This is a genomic window from Streptosporangium brasiliense, assembly GCF_030811595.1.
In the GTDB taxonomy this organism is placed as follows: domain Bacteria; phylum Actinomycetota; class Actinomycetes; order Streptosporangiales; family Streptosporangiaceae; genus Streptosporangium; species Streptosporangium brasiliense.
The window spans coordinates 7,919,740-7,938,162 of the sequence record NZ_JAUSRB010000002.1 but is presented as its reverse complement, the minus strand read 5'-3'; the positions used below and the strand labels follow the sequence as shown (position 1 = coordinate 7,938,162).

Annotated in this window: 16 protein-coding genes; 10 read left to right on the top strand and 6 right to left on the bottom strand. The window is 73.8% G+C overall.

What is annotated here, in order from left to right; genetic code table 11:
* Positions 1–21: 21 nt before the first annotated feature.
* From J2S55_RS45480 to J2S55_RS45460, 5 genes are all read left to right on the top strand, one after another.
* A complete protein-coding gene (locus J2S55_RS45480; protein WP_306874464.1) occupies positions 22–390 on the top strand; it encodes a nuclear transport factor 2 family protein in 369 nt (122 codons plus the stop codon).
* A 134-nt stretch (positions 391–524) separates the two neighbouring features.
* Positions 525–1,832, top strand: a complete 1,308-nt coding sequence (locus tag J2S55_RS45475; RefSeq protein ID WP_306874461.1) for an MFS transporter — start codon at positions 525–527, stop codon at positions 1,830–1,832.
* Positions 1,829–2,953: a hydantoinase/oxoprolinase family protein gene (locus J2S55_RS45470; protein WP_306874459.1), complete on the top strand. Its 1,125-nt coding sequence runs from the start codon at positions 1,829–1,831 to the stop codon at positions 2,951–2,953. The genes J2S55_RS45475 and J2S55_RS45470 overlap by 4 nt, the downstream gene beginning before the upstream one ends.
* Before the next feature lie 58 nt (positions 2,954–3,011).
* The gene (locus J2S55_RS45465; protein ID WP_306874456.1) at positions 3,012–4,037 is read left to right on the top strand and encodes a DUF917 domain-containing protein; all 1,026 of its coding nucleotides are present in this window, start codon (positions 3,012–3,014) and stop codon (positions 4,035–4,037) included.
* A 28-nt stretch (positions 4,038–4,065) separates the two neighbouring features.
* Positions 4,066–5,688: a PucR family transcriptional regulator gene (locus J2S55_RS45460; RefSeq protein ID WP_306874453.1), complete on the top strand. Its 1,623-nt coding sequence runs from the start codon at positions 4,066–4,068 to the stop codon at positions 5,686–5,688.
* Here J2S55_RS45460 and J2S55_RS45455 read toward each other — a convergent pair.
* Both J2S55_RS45455 and J2S55_RS45450 read right to left on the bottom strand, forming a co-directional pair.
* Positions 5,661–7,334 carry a hydantoinase B/oxoprolinase family protein gene (locus J2S55_RS45455; protein WP_306874450.1) on the bottom strand — a complete coding sequence of 558 codons (1,674 nt, stop codon included), beginning with the start codon at positions 7,332–7,334 and terminating at the stop codon, positions 5,661–5,663. The genes J2S55_RS45460 and J2S55_RS45455 overlap by 28 nt on opposite strands.
* Positions 7,331–9,361, bottom strand: a complete 2,031-nt coding sequence (locus J2S55_RS45450) for a hydantoinase/oxoprolinase family protein (protein ID WP_306874448.1) — start codon at positions 9,359–9,361, stop codon at positions 7,331–7,333. Before J2S55_RS45450 ends, J2S55_RS45455 begins: the two co-directional genes overlap by 4 nt.
* A gap of 98 nt (positions 9,362–9,459) precedes the next feature.
* Here J2S55_RS45450 and J2S55_RS45445 point away from each other — a divergent pair, with 98 nt between their 5' ends.
* From J2S55_RS45445 to J2S55_RS45430, 4 genes are all read left to right on the top strand, one after another.
* The gene (locus tag J2S55_RS45445) at positions 9,460–10,089 is read left to right on the top strand and encodes a YigZ family protein (protein ID WP_306874446.1); all 630 of its coding nucleotides are present in this window, start codon (positions 9,460–9,462) and stop codon (positions 10,087–10,089) included.
* Between the two features lie 374 nt (positions 10,090–10,463).
* Entirely contained in the window at positions 10,464–11,099 is a 636-nt protein-coding gene (locus tag J2S55_RS45440; protein WP_306874444.1) for a DedA family protein, read from the top strand.
* Between the two features lie 163 nt (positions 11,100–11,262).
* Positions 11,263–11,901 carry a MerR family transcriptional regulator gene (locus J2S55_RS45435; protein ID WP_306874441.1) on the top strand — a complete coding sequence of 213 codons (639 nt, stop codon included), beginning with the start codon at positions 11,263–11,265 and terminating at the stop codon, positions 11,899–11,901.
* A 214-nt stretch (positions 11,902–12,115) separates the two neighbouring features.
* Positions 12,116–13,375, top strand: coding sequence for a trypsin-like peptidase domain-containing protein (locus tag J2S55_RS45430; protein ID WP_306874438.1), 1,260 nt, complete (start codon positions 12,116–12,118; stop codon positions 13,373–13,375).
* 79 nt (positions 13,376–13,454) lie between these two features.
* On the opposite strand, the gene J2S55_RS45425 is transcribed toward J2S55_RS45430, so the two are convergent.
* Positions 13,455–14,684 (bottom strand): isochorismate synthase, encoded by a 1,230-nt coding sequence (locus tag J2S55_RS45425; RefSeq protein WP_370879764.1) that lies wholly within the window; start codon positions 14,682–14,684, stop codon positions 13,455–13,457.
* A gap of 180 nt (positions 14,685–14,864) precedes the next feature.
* Here J2S55_RS45425 and J2S55_RS45420 point away from each other — a divergent pair, with 180 nt between their 5' ends.
* Positions 14,865–15,713: an SGNH/GDSL hydrolase family protein gene (locus tag J2S55_RS45420; protein WP_306874435.1), complete on the top strand. Its 849-nt coding sequence runs from the start codon at positions 14,865–14,867 to the stop codon at positions 15,711–15,713.
* A 28-nt stretch (positions 15,714–15,741) separates the two neighbouring features.
* Here J2S55_RS45420 and J2S55_RS45415 read toward each other — a convergent pair whose 3' ends face one another.
* The 3 genes from J2S55_RS45415 to J2S55_RS45405 all read right to left on the bottom strand — a co-directional run bounded on the left by J2S55_RS45415 (position 15,742) and on the right by J2S55_RS45405 (position 18,260).
* Positions 15,742–16,347 carry a response regulator transcription factor gene (locus tag J2S55_RS45415; protein ID WP_306874432.1) on the bottom strand — a complete coding sequence of 202 codons (606 nt, stop codon included), beginning with the start codon at positions 16,345–16,347 and terminating at the stop codon, positions 15,742–15,744.
* On the bottom strand, positions 16,344–17,396 hold the full coding sequence (locus tag J2S55_RS45410; RefSeq protein WP_306874429.1) for a sensor histidine kinase: 1,053 nt from the start codon (positions 17,394–17,396) through the stop codon (positions 16,344–16,346). The genes J2S55_RS45415 and J2S55_RS45410 overlap by 4 nt, the downstream gene beginning before the upstream one ends.
* 96 nt (positions 17,397–17,492) lie before the next feature.
* Positions 17,493–18,260, bottom strand: coding sequence for an SGNH/GDSL hydrolase family protein (locus J2S55_RS45405; protein ID WP_306874426.1), 768 nt, complete (start codon positions 18,258–18,260; stop codon positions 17,493–17,495).
* Between the last annotated feature and the right edge of the window lie 163 nt (positions 18,261–18,423).

Genomic DNA, 18,423 nt, shown 5'->3' with positions numbered 1-18,423 from the left:
CTCTGCAAGGGAGACGTGAAAGTGGCACGCGAAGCCGCCTGGGCGGTCATCACCGCGATGTACGACGCCTACGGGCGTGGTGACCGGGCCGGGATCGACCGGCTGCTGCACCCGGAGGCGACGATCTGGGACTCGGCGGACCCCGCGCTGATCACCAGCCTGGCGCAGCTGGACAAGGTCCGGGACGCCCGGCCCGCCGACGGCCCGCAGGAGACCGGGGTGCGCGCCCACGACGAGGTCGTCGACGTCTGGGGGGAGACGGCCCTGGCCCGCTACCTGCTCCGTGTGGACTTCGCCGAGGGCGAGCCGGAGATCGTGCGGACCACCGCGGTGCTGCGGCTCGTCGAGGGGGAGTGGCTCATCGTGCACATCCATGAGAACACGATCTGACCTGCGGATATCCTGAAGCGGCAGGGCCTGCTGCACGCCTGGTGCCGGGTCCGGCGGGCGGAGTGCACAGTTCTTCCGGAGGGGGCTGGACCTATGGTGCGGCAAGACTTCGCGCCCCCCTCCCGAGGAGCCCCATGACCGCCACCGAAACCCGGACGCTGCCCATCGGCGCCGCCTTCGACCGGATGCCGTTCACCCGCAGACACATCCTGATCGCGCTGGCGCTGTTCGTCGCGTTCGTCATCGAGTCCTGGGAACAGCTCGCCCTCATCTACGTGTCCGGAGACCTCGGCACGGCCTTCGGCGTCAACGAGGCCGGGATCGGACTGGTGCTGTCGGCCGTCGCGTTCGGCATGATCCCCGGCGCGCTGGTGTGGGGGCCGGTCGCCGACCGGATCGGCCGCCGGCCCGCCTGCTTCTGGTCCCTGGCCGCCTACGGGGTGATCGCGCTGGCCTCGGCGTTCGCGCCGAACGTGGAGACCCTGATCGCGCTGCGGGTGGCCTCGGGGCTCGCCCTGGCGGGTGTCTACACCGTCACCTTCCCCTACTTCCTGGAGCTGCTGCCCACCAGGAGCCGGGGCCGGGCGGCGGTCTACCTGTCGATCGGCTGGCCGATCGGCATGCTGGCCGCCATCGGCGCCTCGGTCTGGCTGGGCGACCTCGGATGGCACGTGGTCGTCGTCGCCAGCGCGGTGGCGGGCCTGTGGGCGTTCGCGATCAGGGCCTGGATGCCCGAGTCGCCCTACTGGCTGGCCGCCAGGGGCCGCCAGGACGAGGCGCGGGCGGTGCTGCGCGCGCTGGGCAGTCCCGACGCCGACGCGGTCTTCACGGTCACCACCGAGCGCGCCGGCCACCCGCTGGACCTGCTGCGCGGCAGGCTCCGCATGATCACCGTGGTGATGCTGCTGCTCAACTTCTCCTTCAACTGGGGCTACTGGGGCCTGCAGACCTGGCTGCCCACGTTGCTGCAGCAGAAGGGCCTGAGCATGGACGCGAGCCTCGGCTTCGCGGCGCTCAGCGCGCTCATGATGATCCCCGGCTACGTCAGCGCGTCGCTGCTCACCGGACGCTTCGGCCGCAAGAAGGTCTTCCTGGTCTACGTGGTGGCCGCGGCCCTCGGCGGGCTGGGTTTCGCCACCGCGTCCACGATGACCGGCCTCTACGTGGGCAACTTCGTCCTGTCGTTCTTCAGCCTGGGCGCCTGGGGCGTGTGGAACACCTGGAACGGCGAGTTCTACCCGACCGCGCTGCGCGGCACCGGCTACTCGTGGGCGACGGCCTCCCAGCTGGTGGCCACCACCGTCGCCCCGTCCGCGGTGGGGGTGCTGCTGGCCCACGCCACCGGCTTCACCGCGACCATGCTGGTGATCAACGCGTTCATGGTGGTGACGGCGCTGCTGGCCGTACCGCTGCCGGAGACCGAGGGACGCGGCCTGGAATGATCCTCGGTGTCGATCTCGGAGGGCACGCGCCGGTGGTGGCGGCCGTCCGGGACGGTGCCCTGACGGAGCCGGTCGGCGCGGCCCGGGCGGTGTCGGTCGCGGTGGACCTCGACACGGTACGGCGGGCCGGGGTCGCGGCGATCAGGGTCGCCGGGCCGTGCCCGCCGGGCCTCGGCCCCCTGGTGGGCTGGCCGCCGGATTCGGGGACGGCGACGGTCGTCCGGGGCGGCCACAGCCTCACCGGGCGGCCGATCGCCGAGCTGGACGCCGGCGCGGTGGCCCGCTTCGCCGCCGGATGCGGCCTGACGGACTTCGCGGTGACCGCGACCGGCTCGCCGGTGGTGGCCGATCACGAGCTGGCCGTCGCGGAGATCATCACGGCCGAGGTGCCCGGGGCGCGGATCACCCTGTCGTACGAGTTCGGCCGGGCCGGGCTGCGGGAGCGGGAGAACAGCGCGATCCTGAACGCGGCGCTCGGCCCGGAGGCCGACCGGATCGCGGACCGGATCACCGGCCGGATGGCCCGTGACTTCCCGGGGACGCCGCTGCTGTTCGCCAGGACCGGGACGGGCCTGGTCTCCGCCCCCTACTTCCGCCGCTACCCGCTGGTCTGCTATCTGGGCGCCTTCACCTGCGCGCTGCGCGGCGGCGCGGCGCTGGCCGGGCTGGCCGACACCGTGGTCCAGGAGCGGGGGACGAGGGTGCGCACCGGTCTCGTGGCCGGGGGAGTGCCCAGGACCGGGGGGCGGCGCGACACCGGCGTCCCGGTCAACGTGCCGCTGCCGATGTCCGTGCAGGCTCCGGGGGGCGTCGCGGTGGGGCCCCGCGCGCGGGAGGCGGGCCCGGGCTGGCAGGTGCCGGAGCGGGCGGAGCTGGCCGTGGCCTACGGGGCGGCGCTGGCCGGGCCCACCGCCGAGGTGGAGCGGATCGTGCACGCCCGGGGCCGCGCCGAGCTCGACCGGGCGATCGACGACGCCCGCGACGAGGCGCTGACCCGCGTGGTGAGCGCCGGAGCGGCCCCCGGATCCGCCCGTGTCGCCACCACGGTCGTGAACCCGCTCTCCTACCTGCCCGACGGCCTCTACCGGGTGCAGGTGAAGGCGGAGGGAGCGCCCCCATGAGTTACCGTCCGCGTGGTGATGCCGGGAGCTCCGTGGTGACGCCGGGAGGGGGATCGGCGTGATCGACTCCGGCTCGCTCGCCGCCTTCGCCGCCGGGTCGCGGCTGTTCGCCACCGGCGCGGCCGATTCGTCCTTCCAGGTCGCGCTCGACTGGGCCGCGTCGGTGCTGGGCGCCGGGGTGCCGGTGGTCGACGCGGGAGCCCTGCCGCCGGAGACGCTCTGCGTCGCGGTCAGCCTCTACGGCTCCACCACGGCGCTCGGCGAGCAACTGCCCCGGGGGGACGAGCCCCGCCGGGTGGTCCACGCGCTGGAGCGCCGGCTCGGCCGGCGGGCCGGCGCGGTCGTGGCGCTCAACCTGGCCGCGGAGAACGCGCTGCTGCCGGTGATCACCGCGGCGCTGCTGGGCGTGCCGCTGGTGGACGGCGACGGCACCGGGCGGGTGTTCCCGCTGATCGAGCAGACCACCTACACCCTGGGCGGGGTCGCCGCCACGCCGCTCGAACTCGCCGGTCCCACCGGGGACCTGGTCGGGCTCGACACCGGGTCCGGCCGGGTGGAGGAGCTGGCCCGCCCCCTGGTCCTGGCCCTGGGCGGCTGGGCGCTGGCCGCCTGTTACCCGATGTCCGCCGAGGTCCTGTCGCGCGTCCTGGTCCCCGGCACGGTCGGCCGCCTGCTGGCGGCGGGCGTCCCGGGCGCCCCGCGTTCCCTCGCCGCGCCGTACGGCGTGCGGACCCTGTGCAGGGGCCGGATCGCCGAGGTGGGGGGAAGCACCGGCTACGGCGGGGACCGGTCGCTGCCGTCGCTGCCGTCCAGCATCGTGGTCCAGGAGACCGAGGGGCTGGGCAGGCTGGTCCGGCTGGAGGCGCACAACGAGGTCGTGCTCGCGCTCGCCGACGGCGCGGTGGCGGCCATGGCGCCCGACCAGATCTGCATGATCTCGACGCTGGACGGGGTGGTGGTGGACGTCGACAAGGCGTATCCGGGCCTGGAGGTGGAGGTCATGGTGGTGCGGGCCGCGCCGGTCTGGCACACCGAGGAGGGCCGGGCGCTGGGCGGGCTGCGGGCGTTCGGGGTGCCGTTGTGAGGCGGGACGGGCGGTCGGGGGAGGCGCGATGGCCGAGCTGAGGGAGCGTCCGGGGTGGGCCACCCCGGTCACGGTGGCCGAGTTGGTCAACGGCGGCCCGCTGGCCGGGGCCCGGATGTACGGCACGGGCGAGAACCCGGTGCGCCAGGTCCGCATCGTCGACGACCTGGCGGTGTTCGGGGCGGTGCTCCCGCACACCGCGGTGGTGCTGATCGGCGCCGCCGCCAGCGGCGGCTGGGCGGTGGAGATGGCCATGCGCCGGGCCTGGGAGCAGGCCGCGGCGTGCGTGATCACCTCGTCGGCGGGAGGGCTGGCCGGGTCCGGCGCGGTGCTGGCCGAACGGCTCGGCGTAACGGTGATCTTCGTTGACGAGGACCCGCTGGTGACAGCGGTGCGGGTGGCGTCGGCCGCGGCCCGCCCGGAGGCGGCCAGGACCCAGCTGGTGGCCCGCTGCGCCACCCGGCTGGCGGAGGCGGGAGGGTCGGCCCGGCGGGTGCTCGGGGTGCTCAACGCCGAGCTGTCCGGGACCGCCGTGGCATTCCTGGACCCCTACGGTTCGCACCTGGCCGGCCGCCGGGGACAGGGGAGCCCGCTCGCGGAGGTGGAGGTGCCCGACGCGGAGGGCAGGCCGCTGGGGGTGCTGGTGGCCTACGGCCCCTTCCGCTCGCCCGGCTGGCCGTCCGTGGTGGGCGCGGTCCTGTCCCTGGCGGCCGCCCCGCTGGCCGCCTGGGCCGCCACCGGACGGCTCGCCGCCGAGCGGGACGCGGCCGTCCGGTCGGCCCTCGCCACCCGGCTGCTGACCCAGGCCGCCTCGCGGCCGCAGGCCCCCGCGGTGGCCGGGGGCGGGACGGCGACCGGCCAGGACGCGGGGACGGCCGGGCCCGTCGGCGACGGGCCCGGCCCGGGCGAACCGGGTGAAGCGGCCGGTGATGAGAGGGCGGCCGGTCAAAGGGCGGGCGGACCGGCCGGCGGCGCGGGGAGCGCGGGCGACGGGCCCGGTGCGGAGGCGGACGGGGCGCTCGCCCGCGCGGTCGCCCTCGGCTGGCCGGTCGGTGGGCCGCTCACCGGATACGCCGTCCGACCCGTCGGCGGCGGGCGGGACGAGACCGGGACGGCCGGATCGGTCATCGCCACGATCCTCGGCCCCGGCCCCGTGCTGTCGCGGGGCGGGAGCTGGGCGGGCTGGTCGGACCTGCCTCCCGACCGGCTCGCCGGCCGCCTGGCCGAGTGCCTCGCGGCCATGCCGATCCCCTGCTCGGCGGGGGTCGGCGCCCGGGTGCCCGATCTGAGCGGCATGCAGGAGTCACTTCTCGGGGCGGAGGCCGCCGCGGCCGCCTCCCCGGCCGGCGAGGTCGCCCGCGCCGACCGGCTGGGGCCGGCCAGGCTGCTGGCCGCGCTGCCCGCCGGGGTGCTCCGCGCCCAGGCGCGGGTGACCCTCGGCCCGCTGCTGGAGGTGGACCGGGAGGGGACGCTGCTGGAGACCCTCGCCGCCGTCCTGGACGAGGGAGGGGCCTCCCGCGCGGCCGAGCGCCTCGGCGTCCACCGCAACACCGTCACCACCCGCCTCGACCGGATCCGCGCGGCCGGCTTCGACATCGACGACCCGGCCTCCCGTCTCGCCCTTCACCTGGCCTGCCACGTGCTGCGCTGACGGCCCCGGGACGGGCCGGCGGCGGTGACCACGCCCTCGGCGAGGTCGCGGGCCGTGGCCGAGCGGTCGCGGAGTCCGGCCGGGCCGTACCCGCCGCCGCCGCCCGACTCGCAGCGCAGCACGTCGCCCCTGCGGACCGGCAGGGCGTTGACCTTGAGCATCTCGCGCTCGCCGGAGGTGCCCGGGTTGAGGGTGACCCGCGGCGGGGCCCCGGCACCGCCGCCGGCCAGACCCCAGGCGGGCGTGACCGAGCGCTCGAACCACAGCGACAGCGAGGTGTCCGCGCCGAACTCGTACTCCCGGACGACGCCGTGGCCGCCACGCCAGCGGCCGGCGCCACCGGTGTCCGGACGGATCTCGTACCGGGTGACGCGGACCGGGAAGAGGGTCTCCAGGACCTCGATCGGCATGTCGCGCAGGGAGCCGTTGACGCTGTTGATCAGGCAGGTCTCGCCGTCGCCGCCCTCCCAGGCGCCCCAGCCGCCGACGGTCGCCTCCTGGGAGACGTACAGCTTGCCGGTGCGTGGGTCCACACCGGACATCTGGACGATGAGGGAGTCGCCGTAGCTGGCCGCCGCGGCCCTGCCGGGCAGCGCCGGGGCCAGGGCCCTGACCACCAGGTCGATGACCAGGCCCAGGTGGGAGTAGTAGTACTGGCAGGCGGCGGGAGACTCGGCGGCGAGCATCGAGCCGGGGCGGGTCGCCACCGACAGCGGGCGGAAGGAGCCTCCGTTGAGCGGCACCTCGCCGCTGACCAGGAGCTTGTAGGCGACCCGGACGGCTGCCACGGCCTGGGCGGCGCCGCAGTTGACCGGGCCGGTGGCCTGGTCGGCGCAGTCGGTGAGGTCCACCGTGACGTTCTCGCCGGCCACGGTCACGGTGACGTTCACCGGCAGCGGGGTGGCCAGGTCGATGCCGTCGTTGTCCAGGAACCCGCCGGCCCGGTAGACGCCGTCGGGGACGGCGGCGATCGCGGTCCGTTCCAGCCGCTCGGTCTGCGCGAAGATCTCATCCCGGGCGACCGTCACCGTGTCGAGGCCCCAGCGGGAGACGATCTCGGCCAGGCGCCGCCGCCCGGTCGTCACGCAGGCCACCTGAGCCCGCATGTCGCCGAGGGTGGCGTGCGGGAAGCGCACGTTGCGGGCGATCACCTGGTGCAGGTCCGCGCAGGCCGCGCCGCCCTCGTAGATCTTGACCGGGCCCAGGCGCAGCCCCTCCTGGAAGATCGAGGTGGAGTCCATCGACCCGCCCGGGTCCTTGGAGCCCATGTCCAGCCAGTGCGCGCGGGAGGCGGCGAAGCCGGCCAGCTCGCCGTCGACGAAGATCGGTCCGTAGACGGTGACGTCGTTGAGATGCGTACCGCCGATGTAGGAGTCGTTGAGCATCCACACGTCGCCCTCGCGCCACACCTGGCGGCCGTGCAGGCGCTCGGTCTCGCGGGTGCAGACCTCCAGGTTGCCCAGGAAGATCGGCAGGCCGGAGGACTGGCCGAGCACGTTGTGGTCGCGGTCCAGCAGGGCGACCGCGCAGTCCTTCGCCTCGTAGATCACCGGGGTGTAGGAGGACCTGATCAGGGTGGTGTTCATGTCCTCGGCCGCCTGCAGCAGCGCGCAGCGGATGATCTCCGTGGTCACCGGGTCGATCATTTGGCCCCTCCCACCTTGATGACCAGAAATCCGTTGTCGTCCACCGAGGCCACGCAGCCCGGCGGGATCACCGTGGTCGCCGTCTCCTCCACGACGATCGCCGGGCCGGTGAGCTCCCCCTCCAGCGCGCCGCGGCGCAGCACGGGGGTGGGATGCGCCTCGCCGTCGAAGATCACATCCCGTACGGTCCGCGGCCCGTCGTCCGGCTGGGCGGCGTGGGTGGCGGCGGCCCGGGGGAACACGCCGAAACCGGTGCTGCGCAGCGCCACGAACTCCACCGGCGCCTCAGGGGTGGCATGGCCGTACCGCCTGGTGTGCGCCTCGGCGTAGCGGGCCGCGATCCGCTCCGGGAAGCCGGGCGCGCCCGGCTCGTCCGCGCCTTCCAGGGGGATGGTCAAGGTGTAGTCCTGGCCCTCGTAGCGCATGTCCACCGCGTGCTCGACCCGCATCCGGCCGCCCGCCACCCCCTGCCCGGCCAGCGCGTCGAGCGCCTGGGCCTGCAGGTCCGCCAGCCGGGCCGCCATGTCGGCGCCGTCCAGCTTCTCGCCCGCGCGGAAGTAGGGGTGGCTCAGGTCGCGGCGGACGTCGGCCTCCAGCATGCCCCAGGCCGAGAACGCGCCGGGGAAGCGGGGGATGACCACCTCGGAGACGCCGAGCTCGCGGGCGATGAAGACCGCGTGCATGGCGCCGGCGCCGCCGAAGGCGACCAGGGCGAACTCGCGCGGCTCGACGCCGTGCTCCACGGTGAGGGTCCGGATGGCCTGGGCCATCTTGGCGTTGGCCACGCTGCAGACGCCCTCGGCGGTCTGGAGCGTCTCCAGGTGGAGTTCGTCGGCCAGGCCGGCCACGGCCCGGTGGGCGGCCTCGACGTCCAGGGTCATCAGCCCGCCGGCGAACCAGGCCGGGTCCACCCGGCCGAGGACCACGTTGGCGTCGGTGACGGTCGGCTGGACGCCGCCCCTGCCGTAGCAGGCCGGCCCGGGGACGGCCCCCGCCGACTCGGGGCCGACCCGCAGCGCGCCGGCCTCGGCGTAGGCGATGGAGCCGCCGCCCGCGCCGATCGTGTGGAGGTTCACGATCGGCATCAGCACGGGGAAGCCCTCGACGCGTGCCTCGGCGCTGATGTCCGGCCTGCCGTCGACCACCAGGGACACGTCGAAGGAGGTGCCCCCCATGTCCACGCAGATGGCGTTGGGCCGGCCCAGGAGCCGGGCCGCCGCGACGCCGCCCATGGTGCCGCCGACTGGACCGGACAGCAGGGTCTGCAGCGGCCGCCGCATCGCGTAGGAGGCGTTGACCAGGCCGCCGGAGGACTGCATGACGTGCACCGGGACCGTCAGGCCCCGCTCGGCGAACCGTTCCTCGATGCCGGCCAGGTAACGACGGACCACGGGCCCGGTGTACGCCTCCAGCACCGCGGAGGAGGTCCGCTCGTACTCGCGCCATTCGCGGGCCACCTCGTGGGAGAGGACGACGAGGACGTCCTCGCCCAGTTCCTCGGCCAGGATCTCGCCCGCGCGGATCTCGTGGGCGGGGTTGACGTAGCTGAACAGCAGGCAGAGGGCGACCGCGTCGAAGCCCCCGTCGCGGGCGCGCCGGCCCGCGGCCCTGACGGCGTCCTCGTCCAGGGGGACGATCTCCTCCCCGCGCCAGTCCAGCCGCCCGGCGACCTCCACCACGTCCGAGCGGGGGACCAGCGGCTCGGGCTTGCGGTAGCGCAGGTCGAACATCCGGTCCCGGTTGCCGCGGGCGATGCGGTAGACGTCCCGGGCGCCCTCCCCGGTGACCAGCAGCACCCGGGCGCCCTTGCGCTCCAGCAGCGCGTTGAGCCCCTGGGTGGTGCCGTGCACGAAGAAGGAGATCTCGGCCGGGTCGTCCACGACCCGGCCGAGTGCGGAGAACACGCCCTCGGCGAGGTTCCCCGGCGTGGTCGGCGCCTTGGAGGCCACCACGCCGCCGGTCCGTTCGTCGTAGCGGACGACGTCGGTGAAGGTGCCGCCGATGTCCATGGCGGTTCGGAAGCTCATGCGGCGAAGGTATGCCAGGACGCCGCGCCGCCCCTGGGCGCTCCGCACAGCCCGGGCCGTCCGCCCGGGCGATCCGCCCTCGCCGGTAGCCTGTCGGGATGGCCGCGCCGTACCTCACGTTGGAAGACGTCATGGAGCACGAGATCGAGATCAAGCGGTCCCGCTTCATCTGCGCGCTCGCCCCGGCGGCCTCGGAGGAGGCGGCCCGGCGGTTCGTGGCCGGGCGCAGGCGGCTGTACGGCGACGCCACGCACAACTGCTCCGCCTACGTGATCGGCGGGGACCGGCTGGTCCAGAAGGCCGACGACGACGGGGAGCCCGGTGGCACCGCCGGGACCCCGATGCTGGAGACGCTGCTGCGCCGCGGGCTCGGCGACGTGGTGGCGGTGGTCACGCGTTACTTCGGCGGGGTCAAGCTGGGCGCGGGCGGTCTGATCCGGGCGTACGGCTCGTCGGTCGGCAAGACACTGGACCTGACGCCCCTGGTCGAGATGGTGCCGGCCAGGGTCATGTCGGTGACCGTGGACCATGTTCAGGCCGGGCGCCTGGAGAACGACCTGCGCGCCTCGCCGTACGAGGTCAGGGAGGTCGTCTACGGCGCCGAGGTCGGTTTCCGGATCGCGGTGCGGGAGGCGGAGCTGCCCGTCTTCCCCGGCTGGGTCGCCACGCACACGGCCGGCCGGGCAGAGGTCGGGGCCGGGGAGAGGGTCTACCTCAGGAAGATCTGAGCCTCCCCGGCGAGGGCCGGGGCGGCCTTCCGCCGACCGGCCGCCTCCCGGGCAGCCGCCCGGCCCGGCGGAAAAATATGGGATGGATCACAGGCGATCGCGGAACTTTACGGCGACCGGCCGGTCGGGGCCCGCCCGGCCGGGGCCGGCGCCCGGTCCCCGGTCCGGCCCGCCGTCCGGCCGGTGGCGGCAGGTGGGGCGCTGACGTGCGGGAACCCCGGGGACCCCCTGATCACCTGCGCGGACGGTCCGGATATCGGGGCCGCGCGGCCGGGACCTGAGGTTTTCCGCACCCCGCGTGGTGGGGTGCTGCGGGGCGGGTCCGACGGTCGTCCTCATTTCTGGCGTATTCAAACCTCTTTAGCCTTGTCGCCATGAGTGCAACCAACGTTGGCGGGATCGCCGGGTGGGCGATCAATCTTATGGAGACCCTGGGCGCGCCCGGGGCCGGGGTGGCGATCGCGCTCGAGAACCTGTTCCCGCCGCTGCCGAGCGAGGTGATCCTGCCGCTGGCCGGGTTCACCGCCAGCAAGGGGAACATGACGTTGTTCGACGCCGTCCTCTGGACCACCCTGGGGTCCGTCGTCGGCGCGCTGGCACTCTACGGGATCGGGGCGCTGCTGGGCCGCGAACGGGTGGTGGCCATCGCGGCGAAGCTGCCGCTGATCAGCGTCTCCGACATCGAGAAGACCGAGGCATGGTTCGCCAGGCACGGCAGGAAGACGGTCTTCTTCGGCCGGATGATCCCCATCTTCCGCAGCCTCATCTCGATCCCGGCGGGGGTCGAGCGCATGCCGATCACGGTCTTCACCCTCCTCACCACGCTGGGCAGCCTCATCTGGAACACGGCCTTCGTGATGGCCGGCTACCTGCTCGGGGAGAACTGGTCGTTGGTCGAGGACTACGCCGGGATCCTGTCCAAGGCCGTGCTGGGCGTCGTGGTGCTCGCCGTCGTGGTCTTCGTCGTGGTCCGGCTGACGGACCGGCGCAAGGGGAAGCACCACGCGTAGCGACGAACGGAGTGACAAGGGGCCGCCGGGCGTCGGCCGGACCGGCGCCGGGGGTCCCGGCGGCGCCGGCAGGCCACCGCGGCGCCCGTCCGGCCCGATCCGCACTCCATCGGAACCGGTAAGCAGTAATACTGATAACCGCGGACGAGGCAGAGGGAGAATCATGCGGATCGGCGAGCTGAGCCGGCGGAGCGGGGTCCCGATCCCCACGATCAAGTTCTACATGCGCGAAGGCCTCGTCTCCCAGGGCGAGCGCACCGGCCCCAACCAGGCGCAGTACGACGAGGACCACCTCAGGCGGATCAAGCTGGTGCGGGCGCTGGTCGAGGCCGGCGGCCTGTCCATCGCCGCGGCCCGCGAGGTGCTCGTGTTGATGGACTCCCAGGTCACCGACCTCGGGGTCCTCGGCAAGGCGCAGTACGCGCTGACCCCGCGCAAGGAGGAGCCCGCCGAGCCCGACGAGGCGGGGCGGTGGGCGGCCGGCCGGGTGGAGGAGCTGATCGACGGACGTGGCTGGGCGGTGAAGCCGACCAACCCCGCCCGGCGGACCCTCGCCGACGCGCTGGCCGCGCTCCACCGCCTCGGCCAGGAGGACTTCGCGCCGATCCTGCGGGAGTACGCCGAGGTGGCCGAGCGCCTGGCGGCCGTCGAGGTGGAGGCCATCCTGCGCCGGCCCGACCCGGCCGCGATGGCCGAGGCGGTCGTGGTGTGGACCGCCGTCGGCGACACGGTGCTGGGCTCCCTCCGGCGGCTGGCACAGGAGGCCGAGTCGGCCAGGAGGCTCGGCCCGGCGGAGGGATGAGCGGCGGCTGTTTCAGCGGCCGGCGGTCAAAATATGTGAATACAACGTGATTTCGCCGGCCAAAAAGCCTTCCCGGGCCGTTCAATATCCCACGCCGGCAGGCCGTGGGCCCGGGGCCGGGTGAGAGGATCTAAGAGGCCACGAGCCGGTGGCGGTGGAGGGCGACGGGAGGGGGAGAGCTCATGGGTCGGCCGGAGAAGGAGGCTGGCATGCCATGGACGGCCCCCTGCGCGTAGTCGCCTCGGCGCTGGCCGCGACGTCGCTCGCCGCGGCGGGATGCGGCAGCGGCGCCACCTCGCAGGCCCCACCGGCGCCGCGGACCTCTCGGGTCACCGGGACCTCTCCGGCCACCGGGACCTCTCTGGCCACCGGGACCTCTCTGGCCACCGGGACCGCGCCGGCCGCTCCGTCATCTCCGGCGCCCTCGGCCGCACCCGGCCGTCCGGTCCCCGGCCGCTCCCTTCCGGCGATCACCCCCGAAGAGCGCACTTCGGCCCTGGTCCGCCCGTCCATCGTCTACATAAAGACGAACTGGTCCGGTTATCTCCGGAACCTGTCGACCGGGAAAATATGGAAGAGCCGGCTCATCGGGTTCACCTCCACCTGCACCGGATTCGTGGTCAACCCCGACGGATACATCGTCACCGCGGGCCACTGCGTCGACCCCGGTATCGATGGCGCTTCCCGCATATTCTTCGACACGGTGATAAAAGAGGAACGGAAAGAGGGGAACAAGCACACCAAAGAGGAGCTGGACAGGGAGCTCGTCGGCGACTGGGTCGTCGAGGGACAGACGGCGGGGACGCCGGCGGACCGGGAGGTCCGCGTCCAGCAGGGCGTCGACTCCCTGGACGCCAGCGACTACGTGCAGAAACGCGCCCGCGTGCTCATGTTCGAACCCGTCGGCGAGGGAGACGTCGCGCTGCTGAAGATCGAGAGCGAGAACCTGACGGGTATCGAGGTCGCCCCGGAGGGCGTGGTCGAGATAGGGATGCCCGTCCTCGCGATCGGCTACTCCGGCAGCAAGAGCAGGGTGACGGACCGGACGCTGGAGCCGAGCAACAAGGACGGAAAGGTCAGCGCGCGGGACACCAGGGGAGGGGTGCCCGTCTACGAGATGAGCGCGCCGGTCTCGGACGGCATGAGCGGGGGACCCGTCGTGGAGACGTCCTCCGCCAGGGCGATAGGGCTGATCAGTTTCAACCTCTCGGAGGAGAGGCAGCCGTTCAACTTCGTGGCCTCCTCCGCGCTCATCCGGGAGCTCCTCGGCCGGAACGGGGTGCGGAACGACATCGGCGCCACGGGCAGGCACTACCGCACCGCGCTGGAGGACTACTGGGCCGGCGACTACGCCGGGGCGATAAGGGAGTTCGACGCCGTCCTCACCCTGGTCCCCTCGCACCGGCAGGCCCAGGAATACCGGACCAGGGCCGTGACGCGCATGGCGGAGCGGTCCGGCCCTTCCCCCTCATGACCCGGATCCCCTCCCGCGCGGGAGGGGGCAGGCGTCCCCGGCTCCGTCCGCCCGCGCCGCATCCGCGTGCGCGTGGCGCTCAGCCCTCCAGGGCGTACTGCATCACCCGGAGCTTGGCCTGGGCCTCGGCGAGCTCCGCGGCCGGCACGGAGTCGCCCATGATGCCGCAGCCGGCGAACAGGCGGGCCCGGCGGCCCTCGATCTGGGCGCAGCGCAGCGCGATGCCCCACTCGCCGTCGCCCCGGGCGTCGATCCAGCCGACCGGGCCGGCATAGCCGGCGCGGTCCATGCCCTCCAGTTCGCGGATGACGTCGAGCGCCGTCCCGGTGGGCGTGCCGCCGACGGCGGCTGTCGGGTGCATGGCGGCCACCACGTCCAGGACCGAGGTGCCGGCCGACAGCCGCCCGGTCACCGGGCTGGCCAGGTGCTGGACGTTGGACAGGACCAGGAGCTCGGGCTCCTCGGGCACCTTCAGCTCCGAGCAGAGCGGGGCCAGTGCCTCCCGGACCGACTCCACCGCGCAGGTGTGCTCGTAGCGGTCCTTGTCGGAGGCGAACAGGGCGGCGCCCCGCGCCATGTCGTCGGCCTCGTCGGTGCCCCTGGAGACCGTGCCGGCCAGCACCAGGGAGTCGACCGTCTCACCGGTGCGCCGGACCAGCAGCTCGGGGGTGGCGCCGACCAGCCCGGCGCAGGAGAAGGTGTAGCAGCCGGGATAGCGGGCGGCCAGGCGCGACAGCAGCAGGCGGACGTCGATCTCCCGCTCGGCCGTGGCGGTCAGGTCACGGGCGAGCACGGCCTTCTCCAGGCGCCCCGACCTGATCTGCCGGACGGCCCGCGCCACGGCGTGCTCCCACTCGGGAGCGGTCAGGCTGCCGTCGCCGTAGCGGATCCTGCCGGGGTCGCGGAGCGGGGCGACCAGGTCGAGCCGCTCCTCGCCGAGGGTGGTCAGCCAGGCGCGGCCCTCGCGGCGGGCGAGGACGACCTGCGGCACGACGAGGACCGAGCCCGGGGCGTCCGGGTCGAAGGTGAACGAGCCGAAGGCGAGCGGGCCCGAGCCGGGGGCGCCCACGTCGTCGTCGACGTGGGCCTCGCCGAAGGTGGCCGACAGCCAGTCGCGAGCCCACTCGAAACGCCTGGGGCCGGGTGGCACAGCCACACGTGCGGCCTCTCCCCAGGCCACCAGACCCTCACCGTGCCTGATCCAGGCATAGGGGGCGGCCTCGGGAAGTCGCGCGAGCAGGTCGCCGGGGTCGCCGACGAGGGTGGTTCTCACCACGAGGGGACGGTTCAATCCGAGCGCGACACTCACCCGGAACACTCTATGCGGGAAACTGAACGTGTTCGGCGGGTGTCCCCCACTCTGCACGCCCGCCACGCTCTGTCAAGAAAGCCAAGGCACTCGGTCAATGGAGGGCACCGCGCTGTCCTGCGGTGATACATCCGATGCAGACCCGATCTCTCAGCCGGAGGTGCCATGGCCTGCAAGACTGTGACCGCATTCACAGGGATCGTGGTGTCCACGGTCACCTGGGCGATCCCTCCGGCGGCGCTCGCCGCCGAGCCGTGGCACCCGGTGGTGATGGCCGCGGTCGGAGACTCGATCAGCGCCGGGTTCAACGCCTGCGGCTGGTACGTCCCCTGCCTCGACCGCTCCTGGTCCTCGGGTGACAGCCGGTCCGTCCAGAGCCACTACACCAGGCTCCGGAGCCTGGACGACGGCATCGCCGGGCACAACGTGAACCTCGCCGTCCCCGGCGCGACCAGCGCCGACCTCCCCGGGCAGATGGCCAGGGCCGTCGCCGCGCGCGCCGACTACGTGACGGTCCTGGTCGGCGCCCAGGACGCGTGCATGTCCGACGAGCAGCGGATGACCCCGGTGGCGCTCTACCAGAGCCGGGTGGCCGCGGCGCTGCAGCGGTTCCGGGAGGGGCGGCCCGCGGGCAGGGTGTTCCTGGCCAGCGTCCCCGACCTCAAGCGGTTGTGGCGCGTGGGCAAGGACAACCTGGTGGCACGCGGATTCTGGGCGATCGGCCGGATCTGCCCCACCATGCTGGCCAAGCCCACTTCGACCGCCCCGGCCGACCGGGCCCGCCGCCAGCGGGTGCACGACAGGGTCGCCGCCTACAACGCCGCCCTGGCCAGGATCTGCGCCGCCTACGGCCCGACCTGCAGGTTCGACGGCAACGCCGTCTTCACCGCCCCGTTCACGCTGAGCCACGTCAGCAAATGGGACTTCTTCCATCCCAACGCAGCCGGCCAGGAGCTGATCGCGGAGCGGACCTTCCAGGCGATCCGCGACTGGGCCGAGGGGCCCGTGTGGGAGCCGGCGGAGCCCTGAGCCCCAGCCGGATGACCGCGGCGGCGGCCTACAGCCAGCCGTTGTGCCGGGCGCTGCGGGCGGCCTCGATGCGGTTGCGGGTGCCGGTCTTGCCGATCGCGGCGGACAGGTGGTTGCGGACCGTGCTCTCCGCCAGGTGGAGCCGGAGCGAGATGTCGGCGATCGTCGCGCCATCGGCCGCGGCGGCCAGCACGTCCCGTTCCCGGCCGGTCAGGGGGTTGGCGCCGGTGCTCAGCGCGGCCGCCGCCAGGGCGGGGTCGATCACCTTCTCGCCCGCCAGGACCCGGCGGACCGCCGTGGCCAGCTCCTCGACCGGCCCGTCCTTGACCAGGAACCCGGCTGCCCCGGCCTCCATCGCCCGGCGCAGGTAACCGGGCCTGCCGAACGTGGTCAGGATCAGCACCCGGCAGCCGGGCAGCCGGTCCCGCAGCTCGGCGGCGGCGTCCAGGCCGCTGATCCCCGGCATCTCGATGTCCAGCAGCGCCACGTCGGGACGTGTCCGCAGCGCGGCGGGGACGACCTCGTCCCCCGTGCCGACCGTGGCCGCCACCTCGATGTCCTCCTCCAGCTCCAGGAGCATGGCCAGTGCGCCGCGCATCATGCCCTGGTCCTCGGCCAGCAGTATTCTGATCATGGAATCGTCACCCTCAGCAGGAAGCCGTCCCCGGCGCTCGTCTCCAGCGTCCCGCCCAGGGCCACCGCCCGTTCGGCCAGGCCGCGCAGGCCGTTGCCGGAGCCGGAGCCGCCGGGTCCCCGGCCGTCGTCGTGGATCTCCAGGATGGTCCCGTCCAGCCTGATCTCGCAGGTGCGGGCGGCGCTGTGGCGGATGACGTTGGTCACCCCCTCCCGTACGGCCCAGCCCAGCAGGGCGTCGGCCTCCGGGGCGAGCGCCGCCGCGGGAACGGCCACCGTGGCGGCGATGCCCGCCTCGGCCAGAGCCGTGCGCGCGGCGGCCAGCTCGGCGGACAGGCCGCGGCCGCGGTAGCCGGTGACCGCGGCCCTGACCTCGGTCAGCGCCTGCCGGCCGATGGTCTCGATGTCGGCGGCCTGCCGTGCCGCCGCCTCCGCGTCACGGGGGGCCAGGCGCCGTACGGCCTCCGCCTTCACCACCATCACCGACAGCGTGTGCCCGAGCAGGTCGTGCAGGTCCCGGGAGAAGCGGAGCCGCTCCTCGGCCACCGCCGCGCGGGCCAGCTCCTCACGGGCCTCGTGGAGCTCGGCGATCACGGAGAAGAGCTTCAGGACGACGCTGACCACCAGGCCGCCCGCGGCCGCCCCCCAGACGGCTACGGAGATCTGCTCCCCACCGGCCCCCGCGCGCCACATCAGCAGGACCATCGCGGCCGTCAGCGCCACGAGGACGGTGTAGGCCGCCCTGCCCCGGACCACCACCCCGCAGGCGATGGTCGTCAGCGGCGCCAGATAGAACCAGCTCTCCACGGACCGGGCCAGCAGGAAGGTCACCAGGAGGAGCGCGGCGAGCGCGACCGCCGCCGCGCCGCGACGGTCGCGGAAGGACAGGGCGACCGACAGCGCGTAGAGGGCGGCGAAGGCGGCCAGGCACAGCGCTGCCGGGACCACCGGCCGGGCCGTCCCCTCGACGAGGTCACGGACCGGCGGATAGGCGAGCAGCAGCCACGGATAGAACGCGAGCTCGCCCGGTCCCCGACGCTTGCTCTTCACCGGTCATCCTTATCACGTGAGGCGCCACCGTGTGAGGCGCCGCTGTGTGTGGCGCCACCGTGTGAGGCGTCCCGCGCGACCGGGCGGCCGGTGGGGTCAGCGGGCCGCAGGGCGCGCGGGCCCCGGACGCCGTCTTGCCGGTGGGGCGCCGTCCTCCCCGGCGCTTCCGGGTACGGAGGACAGCGCGGCGTACCACGCCGAGGCCATCCTGTCGTAGCCGGTGCGGTTGGGATGCACCCCGTCGGCCAGGTCGGCGGTGGTGACGGCGGCGTGCATGTCGACCAGGTGCACGTGCCCGCCCGCGGCGGCCTTGCTCCGGACGATGCCGGGGATCGCGGCGTTGTAGGCGACGGCCCGGGCCTCCAGCACGGGATCGGCCAGCGGGATGATCGTGGCGACGAACAGCTCGGCCTGCGGGGCCGCCGCGGCGATGCGGTCGATGAGAGCGGAGAGCCTGGCGGGTGCGCCGCCCAGGTCTCGGTTCTGGACGATGTCATTGGTGCCGATGTGCAGCAGCACCGTCCGCGGTGACGCCGCCCCGATCCACCCGGAGACCTGGGCGTCGATCTCGTCGATCCGCCATCCGGGGTGACCCTCGTGGTCGTGGTCGGCCAGCTCGGCGGGCCCGTTGAAGCCCGAGCCCACGAAGTCGACGAGGTGGTCGGCGTCGGCCAGCGACCTCCACAGGTTGACACGGTAGCCGCCGGGGACGTTGAAGCCGTCGGTGATGGAGTCGCCGAGCGGCATGATCCGCACGCCGCCGTTGGACTCGTCCGGGGCCGCCACGGGATGGGGGAGGGCCGGGACGGCGCTGAGCGCCACCATGAGCAGCGCGGCCGTCAGCCGTATGAACCGAGAAGTCATGATGGGCTCCGTCGTGGGGGCCGGCGGTGACCGCCGGGCGCCGGGGTGGGGTCAGGGTGGAGAAGCAGTTCACCAAGAAAAGGCGGAAAAGCAGCGGAAATGCGGATCCGCCCGCCACGGGAGACCTGAAGCTGGAGGTGTCCGAGCAGCCCTGCTTCCGCGG